Here is a 15,314-nt window from a genome sequence, read left to right as displayed (position 1 = left end):
ACCGTGTTGGCAACGTAGGTCCGATAGTTCCGCGCGAACCAGATCTTATACATGCCGTTATCAAGTGCGATGATTCCATCCTCTGGAATAACCTCTCTGACGTCGTGAACAATGCGCTGAGGGGTCATCGGCCAACGGTCTTCCTTGCTGCGGTCGCTGATGTGGCTCAAAATGCCTTCGCGCAGGCTCAACAACTCACCGCCGTCGTGCAATCGGCCTTCGACGCGATCTGCGAGGAGTTCCAGGCTCGGGCCGACATCGCCGACCACTTCACATTGCGGGAAGTAGATCTGCTCGACATTAGCCGGCGTGTAACTGACGTGGATAACTTGGGGCCCCTTCGGGCCCATGATGAAGGGCGGCTTCTCGATCGTGTCGTGGCCGATCGCAATAATGAGATCGGCCCGGTCAACGGCCTCGTGCACATAGTCGCGCTCGCTGAGTGCAGCCGTTCCCATGTAGAGGTTGGTGCCACCCGGCACGGTTCCCTTTCCCATTTGGGTGTTGAAAAACGGGATCCGCGTCCGGCGAACAAAGTCGCCAATGCCGGCGGTGCTCCTTGGCCGCGACGCAGCCGCGCCCAGCATGATCAGAGGCCGCTTCGCCGCCAGCATCATTTCCGCTGCGCGGTCGAGCGAAGCCCGATGCGCGACGGGAATTTCGATCGGATGCAACCGAACCATCGCGACCGGATCGGTCTCCTCGCCGGCAACATCTTCGGGCAACTCCAGCAGGACCGGGCCCGGCCGTTCCTCTGCCGCAATCCGAAACGCATCCCTCACCAGTGTGGGAATTGTGCCCGTGGAGACGATCTGACGCGACATTTTGGTGAGGGGTTTGAAGGCGCTCACGACGTCGACGATCTGAAAACCGGCCTGTCGGCTCTTCATAATTGCCTTTTGCCCGGTGATCATAATCATCGGCATTGCGCCAAGCAGCGCATAGGCAGCACCGGTCGTCAGATTGAGCGCGCCGGGCCCTAGCGTCGTCATGCAGACGCCAGGCTTGCCGGTCAGTCGGCCGTAGGTTGCAGCCATAAAGGCTGCGCCTTGTTCATGGCGGGTGAGAATGAGCTCGATCTCTGAACTCCGAAGCGATTCCACTACATCGAGGTTTTCCTCACCCGGCACCGTGAAGATCCGCTTAACGCCTTCATTGGCCAGAGCCGCAACGAGCAGATCAGAACCTTTGGGCATTTCAGGTCTCCTTTCGCCTGGTCGTGTCCGGGGTTACCTCTATTAGCCGGCGCCAAGACAAGTGGTCAGAAGCGGAAGCGCGTTCTCGAGCACAACAAGTCCGGTTTGTGCCTGTTACTGTACGATAGAACATGCGATCGAGAAGGGCAGCACCAGGTGCCACCTCCGCCAATCAGTGCAGGTCGAAAAAGTCTCCGCCGAAAGTCTCCCGAAAACGGGAATATTTCCGATAGGGGCCGGAGACTTTCGGCAGATTCTCGCGTTAGTTGCTCTTTTTTGGAGTCTGGAGACGTCTCGCAGAACGCAAGAAAACCCCTATTTTACGGGCTTTTTGTGATTTAGGTGCACACTATCTTACGTTGAGCCAATGGCTGGCTGGCGACACAGTGCAGATTGCACCCGTCTCCAGCCCAAATTCCCTGCAAACAGGGAATTTTACAGGGAAAATTGCGGTCTTGCGGCCTGGACAACCGGTTTCGAACGAGGAAACTCCTGTGCCGCAGCGACCATTCGAGCAATTCCCTACCCGCATTAACAGGGAAGATATTTCAAAAAACAGGGAATTTTGACGCAAGAACAGGGAACCCTGCGGCCCAGAGCTCAACCGAGAACTCAAGGCGGTGGAGCGGCTTCTCCCGACCGTTGCATAGCGGCCGGCTTCACATCGGGCCACGCCTCTAATGTGCCGTCACCATCGCAGCGCAGCGGTGTGCACGGGCGCGTCCCAAAGCGCAGTAAGTCTGTCGTCGAGCATGCTCAGCGTAATTGAACAACCGGCCATATCGAGGGAAGTCACATAGGAGCCGACCAGCGAGCGCGAAACTGCAAGGCCGCGCTTCTGCAGGATTTGACGCGCTTCCTGATAAACGAGATAGAGCTCCAGCGAAGGCGTACCGCCGAAGCCATTCACGAACAGCAAAGCAGGGCCGGACGCGCTACTCTCGTAGTCGCTCATGATCGCGCCGACCATTTGCTCGACGGTCTCGTGGGCTTTGGTCAGCTTGACGCGCCTCCGACCGGGCTCGCCGTGAATGCCGACGCCCATCTCCATCTCGTCCTCGCCCAATGCAAAGGTGGGCGTGCCGGCGGCCGGCACCGTGCAGCTGGTCAGCGCCACGCCAATGGATTTTGTTCTGGCGTTGACCTCGTTGGCGAGCTCGACACAGCCTTGCAAGTCCATGCCTTTCTCGGCCGCGGCGCCGACGATCTTTTCCACGACCAGCGTGCCTGCCACCCCGCGCCGGCCAGCGCTGTAAGTCGATTTGTCGACGGCGACGTCATCATTGGTAATGACGCTCGCCGCCAGGCCCTCGAAGATTTCCGCGGCCATCTCGAAATTCATGCGGTCGCCGGCGTAATTCTTGACGACGAAAAGTACACCCGGATTGCCGCCCACGGCTGTGGCCGCCTCCACGATCTGATCTGGCGTCGGTGACGTGAATATCTGCCCAGGACAGGCAGCGTCCAGCATGCCCTCGCCGACAAAACCGGCATGCAATGGCTCATGACCGCTGCCACCGCCGGAGACAAGTGCGACCTTCTGCGCGTTGGGTTTGCGGCGGCGCACGAATTTTCGTTCCGCGCCAAGCGTCACGATATCGGAATGGGCGGCGGTAAAGCCATCGAGGCTTTCCCCCAGCATGCTATCGACGGAATTGATGAATTTCTTCACGCGTCCCTCCCGATTCCCGATTATTTTTCGTCCTGCATGATGGCGACCAGCCTCCGCGTAAACTCCTGCAGCAGGGAGTCCAGCTGCGCGTTTCGCTTCCGGCTGCCGAGATCAGGCAGATGCAGCGTCAGCATCCGCTCATGCGAACCCTCAGCGAGCCGGCCGATCCGGCGTGGGTGGGCGCGGGCGTAGGCGCGCAAGAAAGCGGTCTTTGCCTGCGGCGGAAAATGGCACAGGTCGAAGATTGTGTTGAGATGCTGCACCGGGATCGGCACAGGATACGCCGGATTGGAGATCTGACTGACAAAGCTGCGGTTTTTACCCATGGCGTGCGCGAGTCGGATGCGCATGCCCGACGGCCGGCTGTCCAGGACATCCCTGAAGATGCGCTTATAGACCGCAACCGCGCCGGAGTCGCCTTCTCTGTCCAACGCCGCGTCAGCCACCGCCGCCTCCGTGGCCTAACCGGTCGATGGTCTGCTTGATTTGCGCGAGCGAGGACGCATTGACCGAAAGTTCGCGCAACCCGCAATGCAACAGCGCCGGAATGAAGCGAGGGTCGCTCGCCATATCACCGCACAAGCTCACGCTGACGCCGGCACGCCGACCATGCTCGGCGGCTCGCGCGATCAATTCCAGAACGGCCGGATGCAAAGGGTCGATCAAATTGCCGAGAGCTCCGTTTGAGCGGTCGCATGCAAGCACATATTGCGCCAGGTCGTTTGAGCCGATCGAGAAGAACGCACACTTGAAATCGCCGATCGCCATTGCCGCCGCCGGCACCTCGACCATGATTCCAAGCTCCGGCAGGATGGCGGCAATACCCCTCGCCTGCAAGTCCGCAACGATTTCCGTAAACACCGTGCGCGCTGTCTCCAGCTCAGCGGCCATCGTGACCATCGGAAACATCACTTTGAGATTTCCGCGAACCGCCGCGCGCGCAAGCGCACGCAGCTGCACCTCGAAGACATCGGGCCGGGCCAAGCAAAGCCGCAAGCCACGGAGCCCAAGAAACGGATTGGCCTCACCTTCCGGCGTGAAGCCGGAAACGGGTTTGTCACCGCCAGCATCAAAAGTGCGAATGGTGACCGGCCTTTTGTCCGCCCAGCGCAGCACCTCATCATATGTCCGATACTGGGTCTCCTCGTCCGGAATGCCTTCCGGACCGGACAACAAGAACTCCGTCCGCATCAACCCGATGCCGTCGGCATATTGCGCGTCAGCGTGTTCGAGGTCTTCCACGCGCTGGATATTGATCAGAAGCCTGATCCGCTCGCCGCGCCAGGTGGCCGCCGGCCGGCGCAGGATGGCCCGCGCCGACGCCCGGCTCCTGCGATGAATCTCGCGCCGCCGCTCGAACAGACCGATTTGCTCCGCGTTGGGATTGAGCTCGAGCGTTGCCCCCTCGCCGTCGAGCAGCGCTATCGCGGCATCGGGTACCGACCCGAGCTGTACCACCATGGGAATCCCGCGCGCGCGTGCCAGCATCGCCACGTGGCTGGTCGGGCTGCCGCGCAGCAGCGCAAGGCCTCCACCACCGGACCAGTCGATCTCCAGGAAGCGCGAGGGCGGCAGGTCATCGGCGCAGATTACGGCACCGCTTGGAATCTCAGGCACCAGACCCTCACCTCCGTTCAAGATCCGCAGCACGCGGTCGCGCAGGTCTGCAAGATCCGACGAGCGCGCCTTCAGATATTCATCGGAAGCGGTATCGTAATCCGCGATCTGTTCGTCGAGCGCCGACGACCATGCGATGTCCGCCGGCGTCCCTTGCACGAGCGATGTAAAGATCGGATCGATGAAATCCTGGTCCTCCAACAGCGCCACCTGAAATTCCAGGATCTGGGTGGCCTCGCCGCCAGCCGCAGCGGCGAGTTCGGCGATCTGCTCGCTCGAAGACTGGATGGCGCCACGAAGCGCTAAGGCTTCATCCTGAGGAGAACCCGGGGTGCGCGCGCTGTTCTCGCGTGCGCTCAGGCGGATGAAAGGCCCGCGCGCAAAACCGATCGAGGCGGTTCTGCCGCGATAGGCCGGGCCTGCAACATCCGCACGCATCGTCACGGATCCCTATCAGGAAAGTCAGCAGAAACGAGCTCGATCAGGGCAGCCACCGCCGCGTCCGCGTCCTCGCCGAACGCCTTGATCTCAATGGTGGAGTTAGGCGGTGCGCGGAGTGCCATCACCTTGGCGACGCTCTTGGCATTGATCCAATCGGCAGTCGCCGACGCGCGGATGGAGATCTGAGCTTGAAACCGCTTGGCCAGCTTGGTCAACTTCACCGCCGGGCGCGCGTGCATGCCGACGGCATGCACCAACGCCACCTTGCCGCTGACGAATGGCCCGTTTGCGGAGGTCTCAAGCATATTCATATCCAATCATCGGTTCAGTCAGCTCTCAGCCGGCAGTCAATTCCTCAGCGACCGCTCTCACCTGTTCCAGCGAGCTGCCGCCAGCCGCCTCGGTTGCCGCCATGACGGCGCCCTCGACGATCGGCGCGTTGCAGACGACAACCAGTTTCCGACGCTCTGGCTCCAGCATTTCGACGGCCATCTCGCTGTTGGTCTCGGCACCGCCAAGATCGACCAGGATCGCAACACCCTTAGAGGACCAAGCGTCGTTGATGGCGTCGATGATCAGCGAGACGTTGGTGCCCAATCCACCGTCGGGATTGCCGCCGCAAAAGGATACTTTGACCTCACTGCCCACCATCTGCCGCACCATGTCGGCGGTGCCTTTGGCGATATCCCTGGAATGCGAGACGATCACAATGCCGACCGTGTCCTTCATTGCTTGCCCTCCAGGCCCTCGCAGACCGCGTGCAGGAGCACGCAGCTCGATCGTGCGCCGGGATCGATGTGCCCGACACTGCGCGGGCCGAGAAATGACGCCCGGCCCCTGGTAGCCTGCATCGGGGCCGTTCGTGCCACCGCTTCGTTCGCAGTCGCTCGCACGCGCTCGATCAAATCGGCGCGGCCGGCGTTCGCTCTTAATGTCTCAAGCACCGGGACGAGGACGTCGAGCATTGTCTTCTCACCTGCCTGCGAACGGCCGCGCGCGCTCACCGCATCGACGCCGCTGCCGAACACCTCAGCTAGATCCTCCGGCAGCGTCTTGCGCGAAAGGGCTTCGCCGGCAGCGAGAAAGAAGCTGCCGTAAAGCGGGCCGGACGCACCACCTACCGTCATCACCAGCGTCCTGCCGACGGTCTTGACGGCCTCGGCCAGCGGCTGGCTGCCGATCGCATCGAGCTTGCTCAGCACCGCTTCGAAACCGCGCTTCATATTGGTGCCATGGTCACCGTCCCCGATCGCCTGATCGAGCGCGGTCAATTCGGGTGCGCTGGCGATCACCTGCTCAGCGGCGACCTTGACAAGTGACTTGAACGTATCAGGCTGCAGCGTCATCGGATCAAACCTCATCGCATCGCCGCTGGAATCCGTCGCCCCGCCGCGTCAAAATAAAGCGGATGCAGCAAATGAAGCTCGACATCCTCTCCGGCATCGAGCGGCTGATGGGGATCGGCAAGCGTAACCAGCATCTTGCCCTTATACTCGAGATGAACGTGATTCTGCTCGCCAAGGTGCTCGACGCGATGCACGCGGCCGACCAGCCGGCCGCCGTTGCGCTTTCCTATCTGCAGATGCTCGGTGCGGATGCCGAGCATTTCGGTCCCTGCCGGCAGCACGACCTCCGGAACAAGTCGCGCGGGCAGAAAATTAATCGGCGGCGCTCCGATCCTGGATGCCACATAGCTGTCGGCCGGGTTTTCGTAGATTTCCCGCGGCGAACCGAGCTGAAGCAACCGCCCGTCCCTGATCACGCCGATCCGGGACGCCATGGTCATGGCCTCGACCTGATCATGGGTGACATAGAGGATGGTCGCGCCGAGCTCGAGCTGAATCCGCTTCAGCTCCAGTCTGAGTTCAGCGCGCAATTTGGCATCCAGCGAGGACAGCGGCTCGTCCATGAGATAGATCGCGGGATCGCGCACCAATGCGCGTCCAATCGCGACCCGCTGCATTTCGCCGCCAGAGAGCCGCGTCGCGGGGTTCCTCAGCTTGCCAGAGATGTGCAACAGCTCGGCCGTCTGCTCGACCCGCTTCTTGATCAGTGGCTCAGGAACGCGGCGAGCCGGCGACCGCAGCGGAAACGCCAAGTTGTCGTAGACGGTCAGATGCGGATAGAGCGAGTACTGCTGGAAAACGAAGGCGATATCGCGCACGCCGGGCGGATCATGCGTGACCTCGCGGCCACCGATCAGAATCGAGCCCGCATCCGGTTGCTCAAGGCCCGTGATCAGTCGTAACGCTGTGGTCTTGCCGGCGCCGCTCGGCCCCAACAGGACGACAAATTCGCCGTCATTGACTGCAAGGCACAAGTCGCGCACAGCCTCCACATTGCCGAAGCGCTTGCTGATATTGCGCAGGATCACGTCAGCCATGGCCGGCGTCTCCAAAGTTCGCAGTGCGGATCGCCGAGCCGCTTGCCGCGTCGAACAACACCAGCCGCTCCGAGCGGAAGCTGAGGCCAACGGATTCACCGATCTGCACGCTCAGGCTCGATGGCAGCCGTGCCGCCACCCGGCCGTAAGCTGTGTCGACGGTGACGATCTGGGTCGTCCCCAAGTATTCGGCGCCGAACACTCTTCCTCGCACCGGCGCGCTGTTGGACAAGCGGATATGCTCCGGACGCACGCCAAGCACCAAGGGCCCCGGAGCGCGCTCCTCGCGGACCTCAGGCACCGCGAGAGTCAAGTCGCGAAAGCTGACGCTCCGCTCGCCCGCGCGCAGACCGCTCTCGAACTTGAGGAAATTCATCGGCGGGGAGCCAATGAAATCAGCTACGAACATGCTGGCCGGCCGGTCATAGATTTGCTGCGGCGAACCGATCTGCTCGATGCGGCCGCTGTTCATGACCGCGATGGTATCCGCCATCGACATCGCCTCGAGCTGGTCGTGCGTGACATAAATCGTGGTTGCATTGATGCGATCGTGCAGGTCGCGCAGCTCACTGCACATCAAGTGGCGGAACTCGGCGTCAAGCGCTCCCAAAGGCTCGTCCATTAGAAAAGCCTTGGGCCGCCTGACCATGGCGCGGCCGAGCGCGACGCGCTGCCGGTCGCCGCCAGACAGTTTCGAGACCTTGCTCGACAGCAAATGCTCGATACGCAAGAGCCGCGCAGTCTCGGCGACGCGCTCGTGTATCTCCCGCCGTCGCATGCCCTGGCATTTCAAGGGGAAGCCGATATTTCCTGCAACGTTCATGTGCGGATAGAGTGCAAACAACTGGAAGACAAACGCGATATCGCGCGCCGCCGCCCGTCGGAAAGTGACGTCCTCACCGTCGAGCAGCACCTGTCCGTCGGTCGGCAGTTCGAGACCGGCGATCATGCGCAAGGTCGTCGTCTTGCCGCAGCCCGACGGCCCCAGCATGGCAAAGAAGCTGCCGTCCGGAACGGTGAAGTTCGAACGCTCCACAGCAGTGAACTGGTCGAACGATTTTCGCAGATTTTCGACGCGGATTTCTGCCATCGCCCTACTCCGGAAAATGGCTCACGACGACAAAGCCGAGCGTGCCAGCGAGGATCACGACAAAGGAATAGCTGTAGAGATCGATCGACCAGGGCTGCACCATCATGACGATGCCGCCGGCGATCAGGGTCATGGCGAGGGCCTCCCAGGGTTCGCGGTGAAACCAGCGCCCCGATTTGCTGTTGTCGATTGCCGACCGGCTCATTTGCGTACCGCCCCGAAGGTGATTCCACGCAACAGATGTTTGCGTAGGAGAATGGTGAACATGACGATCGGGACCACAAACAGCGTAGTTGCGGCCGCCACCGCCGGCCAATCCTGGCCGCCCTCGCCGATGATAAAGGGAATGAACGGCGGCATGGTCTGGGCTTCACCGCTGGTGAGCAGCACCGCAAAAGCGTATTCGTTCCAGGAAAAGATCAGGCAGAAGATCGCGGTAGCCGCAATCCCCGTCACCGCCTGTGGCAGCACCACCTTACGTAACGCCTGTAGCCGCGTGTAGCCGTCGACAAGCGCGGCCTCCTCATATTCGCGCGGTATCTCGTCGATAAATCCCTTCAGCAGCCAGACCGCGAGCGAGACATTGACCGCCGTGTACAGCAGGATCATGCCGAGCTTGGTGTCGGTCAGATTGAGCTGCCGGTACATCAGATAAATCGGAATGGCGACCGCGACCGGCGGCATCATTCGCGTCGACAGAATGAAGAACAGGAGATCGTCAGCCAGGGGAATCCGAAAACGCGAGAAAGCATAGCCGGCAAGCGTGCCCAGGAACACCGCAAGAAACGTTGAGCCAAAGCCGATAATCAGGGAATTAATGAAGCGCGGTACCACCTTCGAGGGCCCGGCGATGACCATGTCATGCTGGCGCACCAACTTGTCATACCAGGTGGTTGCCGGTGGCAGTTTTGCGATGAAGTCCGGCGTTTGACGCGTCCGCACTGTAAACAGGTTGACGTAACCCTCCAGAGTCGGCTGGAAAATCACCTTCGGCGGATAGGCGATGGCGTCGCTCTGCGACTTGAAGGCGGTTGCCGCAATCCACAGCAGCGGCAGGATCGAGATCACGGCATATAGGATGACGATGGTGCCGGCGACGGCCTTTGCGCGCGGCGAGGCCTCGACAATGGAATGCGCGGTGGAATTGGCGATCGCGGTCATCGTTGCTTAACCCGGTTGAGCGCCTTGACGTAAATATTAGCCGCACCGAATACCGTCACGAACAGGATGATGGCGAGCGCGGAGGAGTAGCCGGTGCGCCACTTCTCGAATGCAGCACGCTTGAGGGTGATCGACACAAGCTCGGTGGTCGAGCCCGGCCCGCCCGAAGTAAGAAGATTGACCATATCGAACATCTTGAAATTCTCGATGGCGCGGAACAACACCGCGAGCATCAGGAACGGCACCGTCATCGGCAGCGTAATCGACCAAAATTGCCGCCAGGACGACGCGCGGTCGACCTCGGCCGCCTCGTGGATGTAATCCGGGATCGAGCGTAGACCCGCGAGACAGATCAGCATTACGTAAGGTGCCCACATCCAGGTATCGACCAGCACGATGGTCCAGGGCGCGAGCGCGACCTCGCCCGTCATACTGAACGAGCTCGGCGGCACGCCGGTCAAGAGGCTCACAAGATAGTTGAACGGCCCGATCTGCGGCTGAAACAGCAGCGTCCAGAAATTGCCGACGACCGCGGGCGACAGCATCATCGGCAGCAGGATGATGGTGGTCCAGAAACTGTGGCTGCGGAATTGGCGGTTGATCAACAGCGCCAAGCCGAAACCGATGATGACCTGCAGCGCCACCGAAGAGATGACGAATTGCGCCGTGGTCTGCAGCCGGATCCAGAGGTCCTCGTCGGTGAGAATGTCGCTGTAATTGTCCAGGCCGACAAACTTCAGCGGCAGGTACGACATGCTCAAGTTCAGATTGGTGAACGACAGCCGGATCATCCAGGCCAGCGGAAAAAGGTTGATCGCCAGCAACAGCGCCACAGTCGGCGCGACGAACAGCCAGGCGATGCTGCGGTCAGAAAGGCCATGCACGCGTTTGGTCACGCCACGCCGGGCCTGCGCGGCGACGCGATCGGCACCTGCATCGGGATGAATGATCGCGGTCATGCGTTGCGCGAGCTTTAAGCCTGTTTCAGCCGTTCGGCGATCTTAAATGAGTCTCCCCGAACGATAAGCATCCGGGGAGACTTCTTTGCGGGTCGAGAGCCCGGCCCTTTCCACGAACAGGGGACGGCTGGGCGGCGGCGTTATTGCGACGCGACCTCTTTGCCTTGCTCCTTGAAGACTTTGGTCCAATCCTTGACCATCAGATCGAGCGCCTGCTGCGACGTGCCCTTGTCGGCGACGACGTAGTCATGCACGCGCTTCTGCATGTCGAGGAGGAGCTGGGCGTAGGACGGCTCGGCCCAGAAGTCCTTCACGATCGCCATCGATTCCAGGAACTGCGGAGCGAACGGCGCACTCTTGGGGAAGCCGGGCGCATCGACCACCGCCTTTAAAGCCGAGTAGCCGCCGATCTCCCACCACTTCTGCTGGACCTTCGGCTGGGCGAACCATTTGATGTAGCGCAGCGCATCGCCCTGATGCTCGGAGGTCGCGACCACCGAGATGCCCTGGCCGCCGAGCTGGGTGAAGTGAGCCTTCGGTCCAGCGGGATTGACGAAGAAACCGATCTTGTCGCCGCCGACGTTGGGGTCCTTGTAGAGCCCGGGGAAGAAGGCGAACCAGTTCATCTGCATCGCCACCTGGCCCGATTTGAAGGCGTCGAGGCCTTCCTGCATGTAGGCGTTGGTCAGGCCCGGGGCGGTGCAGCACTTGTAGAGGGCCTTGTAGAATTCGAGCCCCTTGACGGCATCGGGCGAGTTGACGAAGCCGGCCATCTGATAGGGCTTCTTCGGATTGTCGTACTCGAAGCCGTAGTTATAGAGGACGTTGGTGACCCCCATAGTGATGCCTTCCGAACCGCGCTCGGTGAAGATGTAGGCGCCGTACACCTTCTTGCCGTCGATCTCGCGGCCCTGGAAGAATTCGGCAATCTGCTTGAGCTCTTCGTAGGTCTTGGGCGGCGCGAGATCGTGGCCGTACTTCTTCTTGAACTCGGCCTGGATCTCCGGACGCGAGAACCAATCCTTGCGGTAGGTCCAGCCGACGGCGTCGGCCATCGCCGGCAGCGCCCAGTAATTCGGCGTGTTCTTGGGCCACTGCGAATAACCGAGCACGGTCGCCGGCACGAAGTCGTCCATGGTGATGTGCTCTTTGGCAAAGAAGTCGTTGAGCTTGACGTACCACTTGTTCTCCGCCGCGCCGCCGATCCATTGGCTGTCGCCGATGATCAGATCGCAGAGCTTGCCGTGCGAATTGAGCTCGTTGAGGAAGCGGTCGGCATAGCTCGTCCAGGGGACGAACTCGTACTTCATCTCAATGCTGCTCTCCTTGGTGAAGTCCTTGCCGAGCTCGACAAGCGCGTTGGCCGGGTCCCAAGCCGCCCAGCACAGGGTGAGTTGCTTGCCTTGAGCCGCCGCCGGGTGGGGGGTTGCCACACCCGCCAGCGCAATGCCGGCGAAGAGGGCGAGCGCGCCGCCCGTCCACTTCGACCATCTCCGAATTGCTGATCTTCGCATGTGCCTTTCCTCTCTTGAACAATCGCTCCGGAGCGCCTCGGCCGGAGACGACGCAAGCATCGAAGCCCGAGCGGGCAGAGGCGATTGATTGTCGAGGAATTTGAACGCGGCCGCGCTCCTTTGTCGCCGCGATCCCTCCCAGTCACCGCCTCCAGGCGCGATGTTCAGTATGTTATTTTACTAAACAACAAAAGCCAGTTCCAGAGTCCTGTCAAGCGAAATTTGCAAAACTCGACCTCAGGAGCACTCCATGCCCGGCCAAGGGAACCTCATCCTTCAGTAACACATTGTTATAGCGCAAATATTCGCGATGCCCAGGCTAGCGGCACTCGCACGGTTACTCGGCTCTGCATCGAAACTCCGGCGGAAGGATGGTGTGTCCCCGGCGGCTTTAGTCAACGTTTACTAACTAGATAGACTGAACTACGGGCTACCGAGACGGGTCCACGGGAGGCTGGACTGACGCTTGCGCTCGACGACGGCGGCACCGCGTTCTACGATTCGGCAGCTTCGACGCCGGCGACGCTGGTGTTCGACTATGTAGTCTCCGGCGGCGAACAGACGCCGAACCTCACGGTGTTTGCGGTCGATCTCGGCAGCGCCACCACGATCGAGTGGAGCGGCTTCAACGCCAATGTCTCAGCTGCCATCGGCGCCGCGACCGGCGTGCAGGTCGGGGCGGCTTTTGTGACAGATGTGGTGCCGTCGCAATTCGGCAACGCCGGGCCGGGCACGTCGGTCACGCTGGAGGTCGACTTCAGCCAGCCGGTCTCGGTCAACACGTCGGGCGGCTCGCCGACGCTGATCCTGAACAACGGCGGCACCGCGTTCTACGACGCCGCGCGCAGCTCCGCCGGCAGCGGCGCGTTGGTGTTCGACTACACCGTCTCCTCCGGCCAGCAGACGCCCAACCTGGAAATCACCACCGTGAGCTCGGGCGGCGCCGTCATCACCGACAGCCACGGCACCGCCGTGGACTTTTCCGCAGCGCTGAGCGCGCGGCTCGGACTCGGGAGCGATTCGCCGCTCAAGGTGTCGGCGGTCACCACCTCGCAGGCGGTGTTCGCCAATACCGGGCAGACGGTGCAGCTTGCGGTGAGCATGAGCGAAGCCGTTCTGCTCAATACCATTGAAGCCTTCGGACTGCCGACGCCTGCGCTCAATGACGGCGGCACTGCCTTCTACGACAATAGTGCCTCCAATTTGTCGGCCGGTCTCCTGGTGTTCGACTACACGGTCAGTGCCCACGATTCGACGACCGATCTGAAAGTGTCCGCGCTCAATCAGAACGGAGCGGCGATCTTCGATTCCGCCGGCAATGTTCTCGACGTCTCGGCCGGCTTCCCGTTCGACGTCGGCATCGGCATCAACTCGTTCAATAGCTGGAAGGCGGACAAGATCGGCGATTGGTCGACCACCAGCAACTGGACCAGCGGCCTGCCGACGTCGACCACGCAGGCGACGATCCTGAGCGGCGGCGTGGTCAGCAGCACTGCCTCCGACGAGCCGACGGTAGGAAGCATCGCTACTGCCAAGGGCGCGACGCTCAAAGTCACCGGCGGCACCTTCGCGGCCACGGTCGGCATCGGCATCGGCGTCAATGCGGGTGCCATCGTGGTCGGCAACGGCGCCACGCTGACGCTCGGCGGCCGGTTCGTCAACAGCGGCTCGGTCGCGCTCAGCGGCACGAGCAGTCCGACGCGGCTCGAGCTCGACGGCGTCAGCATCTCCGGCGGCAAGCTGCAGATCTCGGGCGCCAGTGCGCGCATCGACACGGTCAGCGGCACAAACGACGCCATCAACGGCGCCATGATCGTTTCCGGCTCGGTAGTCGCCGCCGTGAGCGGCAGCACCTTGACGCTGAGCGGTGGCACTATCGGCGCGGGCGCGACCGTCTCGGCGACGAGCGGTAGCACCGCCATCGTGAGCGGTCTCGTCACCGACGCCGGCGCGCTCGCCTGGAGCGGCACGACCTCGATCGGCGCGTCAGCGACCCTGGAGACGCTCGCGGGCGGCACGGCGCTGTTTGCCGGGGCGGTGGCCAATTCCGGCGCGCTGTTCGCGAGCGGCGCCCACGGCCTCGTTGAAATTCTCAGCGGCGCGGTCGTGACCGGCGGCGGCATCGCCAAAGTCGGCAACGGTGTCGTCGATATTGCGGCCTCAGGCTTCGCTGAGGATGTCGTGTTCCTTTCTGGCGGACCGGTGGGCTCGAGATCGCCGACAAGCCGGGCAACACGTCAGCCTTTGCCGGCCACGTTTCTGGCTTCGGCCAGAACGTCCACCAGTTCATCGATCTGACCGCAGTCGCTTTCGGCAGCGGCGCGATGAGTGCGAGCTACAGCTCGAGCACCGCGAACAGTGGCGTCCTCACCGTCACCAGCGGCGGTTCGGCCAACGTGGTGGCGGTGATCGATTTCATCGGCCACTACGTAACCTCGAATTTCCACATCACCTCCGGCGCCGGCGGCACGGTCGAGGTCTTCGATCCGCCGCTCGTCGGCGCGCCACCAGCGGCGACCGTGCACGGCGCAACCTCGCGCTCTTCGCCAACTATCTGGCAGCGAGCTTTCCCGCCGCCATCGGCCAAGGCGGCGTGCTGATCACCGAGGCGCTCGAGCAGGCGGGAGTGCAACCGCTGCTTGCTCACCCACGCCCTGGGTGATTGGCGCGCCGCGCCGCGTCCGATCGAGCGGGAAAGCTTGGGCCTACTCGCGGGCCCCGGCTCACTGCGGACCTTTCCTTTCCCGTCGGATAGCGTTGGCCGAAAGGTATGTGACTCCCGCCGTATACGAATCGCGCTCCTTCCCTGCGATTGGCGGGTTGGCCAGCTAGGGAACGAGCCTTACGGTTCGCTATTATCAGGCCGGCATGTGAGTTGGACGACTTCTGAAAGGTGCTCAGGTTGTCGATTTGCCCGCAGTACAAACAACCAAATTCGAGTTTGTAATCAATCTCAAGACTGCGAGGGCGACGAATATCAATGTGCCGCCAACGCTTTCCGCCCGGGCCGACGATGTGATCGAATAAGAGCGCAAATGTCCGAACGTGGCACTTCTCGTCGGTTTCAGCGGCTCACCATTTCGGTAACGATTGGAGGAAGAGATGGGGTAATCGGCCGGCAGCTTGTGGATAGCTGAAGATTTTAGGTGCTGCGCTTCAGGCTGATGGTGAAACGAGGTCCGCTTGTACGGCCTCAAGCATCAGAAGGAGAAGCGCAGCATGGACCATTTTGCTGGACTGGACGTGTCGGTCAAGGAGACCAGCGTCTGCATTGTGGATGA

General features: G+C 61.7%; 16 protein-coding genes. 3 read left to right on the top strand and 13 right to left on the bottom strand.

Annotation, left to right across the window (positions count from 1 at the left end):
- From VNX23_RS04465 to VNX23_RS04405, 13 genes are all read right to left on the bottom strand, one after another.
- The coding region (locus tag VNX23_RS04465; protein WP_325627975.1) for an acetolactate synthase large subunit at nucleotides 1-1,196 on the bottom strand (1,196 nt) is incomplete at its 3' end.
- A gap of 688 nt (nucleotides 1,197-1,884) precedes the next feature.
- The gene (gene dhaK, locus VNX23_RS04460; RefSeq protein ID WP_325627974.1) at nucleotides 1,885-2,868 is read right to left on the bottom strand and encodes a dihydroxyacetone kinase subunit DhaK; all 984 of its coding nucleotides are present in this window, start codon (nucleotides 2,866-2,868) and stop codon (nucleotides 1,885-1,887) included.
- Between the two features lie 20 nt (nucleotides 2,869-2,888).
- Nucleotides 2,889-3,314 (bottom strand): hypothetical protein, encoded by a 426-nt coding sequence (locus tag VNX23_RS04455; RefSeq protein ID WP_325627973.1) that lies wholly within the window; start codon nucleotides 3,312-3,314, stop codon nucleotides 2,889-2,891.
- Nucleotides 3,307-4,923, bottom strand: coding sequence for a phosphoenolpyruvate--protein phosphotransferase (gene ptsP, locus VNX23_RS04450; RefSeq protein ID WP_325627972.1), 1,617 nt, complete (start codon nucleotides 4,921-4,923; stop codon nucleotides 3,307-3,309). Before ptsP ends, VNX23_RS04455 begins: the two co-directional genes overlap by 8 nt.
- A gap of 2 nt (nucleotides 4,924-4,925) precedes the next feature.
- Complete coding sequence (locus VNX23_RS04445) at nucleotides 4,926-5,231, bottom strand: HPr family phosphocarrier protein (RefSeq protein WP_325627971.1); 306 nt, start codon at nucleotides 5,229-5,231, stop codon at nucleotides 4,926-4,928.
- Nucleotides 5,232-5,262: 31 nt separating this feature from the next.
- Complete coding sequence (gene dhaM, locus VNX23_RS04440; RefSeq protein WP_325627970.1) at nucleotides 5,263-5,655, bottom strand: dihydroxyacetone kinase phosphoryl donor subunit DhaM; 393 nt, start codon at nucleotides 5,653-5,655, stop codon at nucleotides 5,263-5,265.
- Nucleotides 5,652-6,272, bottom strand: coding sequence for a dihydroxyacetone kinase subunit DhaL (dhaL, locus tag VNX23_RS04435; RefSeq protein ID WP_325627969.1), 621 nt, complete (start codon nucleotides 6,270-6,272; stop codon nucleotides 5,652-5,654). The genes dhaM and dhaL overlap by 4 nt, the downstream gene beginning before the upstream one ends.
- Nucleotides 6,273-6,283: 11 nt before the next feature.
- The gene (locus VNX23_RS04430; RefSeq protein WP_325627968.1) at nucleotides 6,284-7,309 is read right to left on the bottom strand and encodes an ABC transporter ATP-binding protein; all 1,026 of its coding nucleotides are present in this window, start codon (nucleotides 7,307-7,309) and stop codon (nucleotides 6,284-6,286) included.
- Nucleotides 7,302-8,399: an ABC transporter ATP-binding protein gene (locus VNX23_RS04425; RefSeq protein ID WP_325627967.1), complete on the bottom strand. Its 1,098-nt coding sequence runs from the start codon at nucleotides 8,397-8,399 to the stop codon at nucleotides 7,302-7,304. Before VNX23_RS04425 ends, VNX23_RS04430 begins: the two co-directional genes overlap by 8 nt.
- A gap of 4 nt (nucleotides 8,400-8,403) precedes the next feature.
- Complete coding sequence (locus VNX23_RS04420) at nucleotides 8,404-8,604, bottom strand: hypothetical protein (RefSeq protein WP_325627966.1); 201 nt, start codon at nucleotides 8,602-8,604, stop codon at nucleotides 8,404-8,406.
- A complete protein-coding gene (locus VNX23_RS04415) occupies nucleotides 8,601-9,560 on the bottom strand; it encodes a carbohydrate ABC transporter permease (protein WP_325627965.1) in 960 nt (319 codons plus the stop codon). Before VNX23_RS04415 ends, VNX23_RS04420 begins: the two co-directional genes overlap by 4 nt.
- Nucleotides 9,557-10,519, bottom strand: a complete 963-nt coding sequence (locus VNX23_RS04410) for a sugar ABC transporter permease (RefSeq protein ID WP_325627964.1) — start codon at nucleotides 10,517-10,519, stop codon at nucleotides 9,557-9,559. The genes VNX23_RS04415 and VNX23_RS04410 overlap by 4 nt, the downstream gene beginning before the upstream one ends.
- A 140-nt stretch (nucleotides 10,520-10,659) precedes the next feature.
- Complete coding sequence (locus VNX23_RS04405; RefSeq protein WP_325627963.1) at nucleotides 10,660-12,033, bottom strand: ABC transporter substrate-binding protein; 1,374 nt, start codon at nucleotides 12,031-12,033, stop codon at nucleotides 10,660-10,662.
- A 528-nt stretch (nucleotides 12,034-12,561) separates the two neighbouring features.
- On the opposite strand from VNX23_RS04405, the gene VNX23_RS04400 reads away from it, so the two are divergent.
- The 3 genes from VNX23_RS04400 to VNX23_RS30960 all read left to right on the top strand — a co-directional run bounded on the left by VNX23_RS04400 (nucleotide 12,562) and on the right by VNX23_RS30960 (nucleotide 15,060).
- Complete coding sequence (locus VNX23_RS04400) at nucleotides 12,562-14,331, top strand: hypothetical protein (protein WP_325627962.1); 1,770 nt, start codon at nucleotides 12,562-12,564, stop codon at nucleotides 14,329-14,331.
- A gap of 26 nt (nucleotides 14,332-14,357) precedes the next feature.
- On the top strand, nucleotides 14,358-14,633 hold the full coding sequence (locus VNX23_RS04395) for a hypothetical protein (RefSeq protein WP_325627961.1): 276 nt from the start codon (nucleotides 14,358-14,360) through the stop codon (nucleotides 14,631-14,633).
- A gap of 286 nt (nucleotides 14,634-14,919) precedes the next feature.
- Nucleotides 14,920-15,060 (top strand): hypothetical protein, encoded by a 141-nt coding sequence (locus VNX23_RS30960; RefSeq protein WP_414642944.1) that lies wholly within the window; start codon nucleotides 14,920-14,922, stop codon nucleotides 15,058-15,060.
- Nucleotides 15,061-15,314 lie beyond the last annotated feature (254 nt).

The organism is Bradyrhizobium sp. (assembly GCF_035570375.1).
Classification (GTDB): Bacteria; Pseudomonadota; Alphaproteobacteria; order Rhizobiales; family Xanthobacteraceae; genus Bradyrhizobium.
This window is presented reverse-complemented; position numbering and strand designations above follow the sequence as displayed.

Bases quoted from the DNA above. Each gene is read 5' to 3' on its own strand.
- VNX23_RS04410 (WP_325627964.1), bottom strand. From the start codon at position 10,519: ATGACCGCGATCATTCATCCCGATGCAGGTGCCGATCGCGTCGCCGCG.
- dhaM (WP_325627970.1), bottom strand. From the start codon at position 5,655: ATGAAGGACACGGTCGGCATTGTGATCGTCTCGCATTCCAGGGATATC.
- VNX23_RS04425 (WP_325627967.1), bottom strand. From the start codon at position 8,399: ATGGCAGAAATCCGCGTCGAAAATCTGCGAAAATCGTTCGACCAGTTC.
- VNX23_RS04430 (WP_325627968.1), bottom strand. From the start codon at position 7,309: ATGGCTGACGTGATCCTGCGCAATATCAGCAAGCGCTTCGGCAATGTG.
- VNX23_RS04420 (WP_325627966.1), bottom strand. From the start codon at position 8,604: ATGAGCCGGTCGGCAATCGACAACAGCAAATCGGGGCGCTGGTTTCAC.
- dhaL (WP_325627969.1), bottom strand. From the start codon at position 6,272: ATGACGCTGCAGCCTGATACGTTCAAGTCACTTGTCAAGGTCGCCGCT.
- VNX23_RS04445 (WP_325627971.1), bottom strand. From the start codon at position 5,231: ATGCTTGAGACCTCCGCAAACGGGCCATTCGTCAGCGGCAAGGTGGCG.
- VNX23_RS04395 (WP_325627961.1), top strand. From the start codon at position 14,358: ATGAGTGCGAGCTACAGCTCGAGCACCGCGAACAGTGGCGTCCTCACC.
- VNX23_RS04405 (WP_325627963.1), bottom strand. From the start codon at position 12,033: ATGCGAAGATCAGCAATTCGGAGATGGTCGAAGTGGACGGGCGGCGCG.
- ptsP (WP_325627972.1), bottom strand. From the start codon at position 4,923: ATGCGTGCGGATGTTGCAGGCCCGGCCTATCGCGGCAGAACCGCCTCG.
- VNX23_RS04415 (WP_325627965.1), bottom strand. From the start codon at position 9,560: ATGACCGCGATCGCCAATTCCACCGCGCATTCCATTGTCGAGGCCTCG.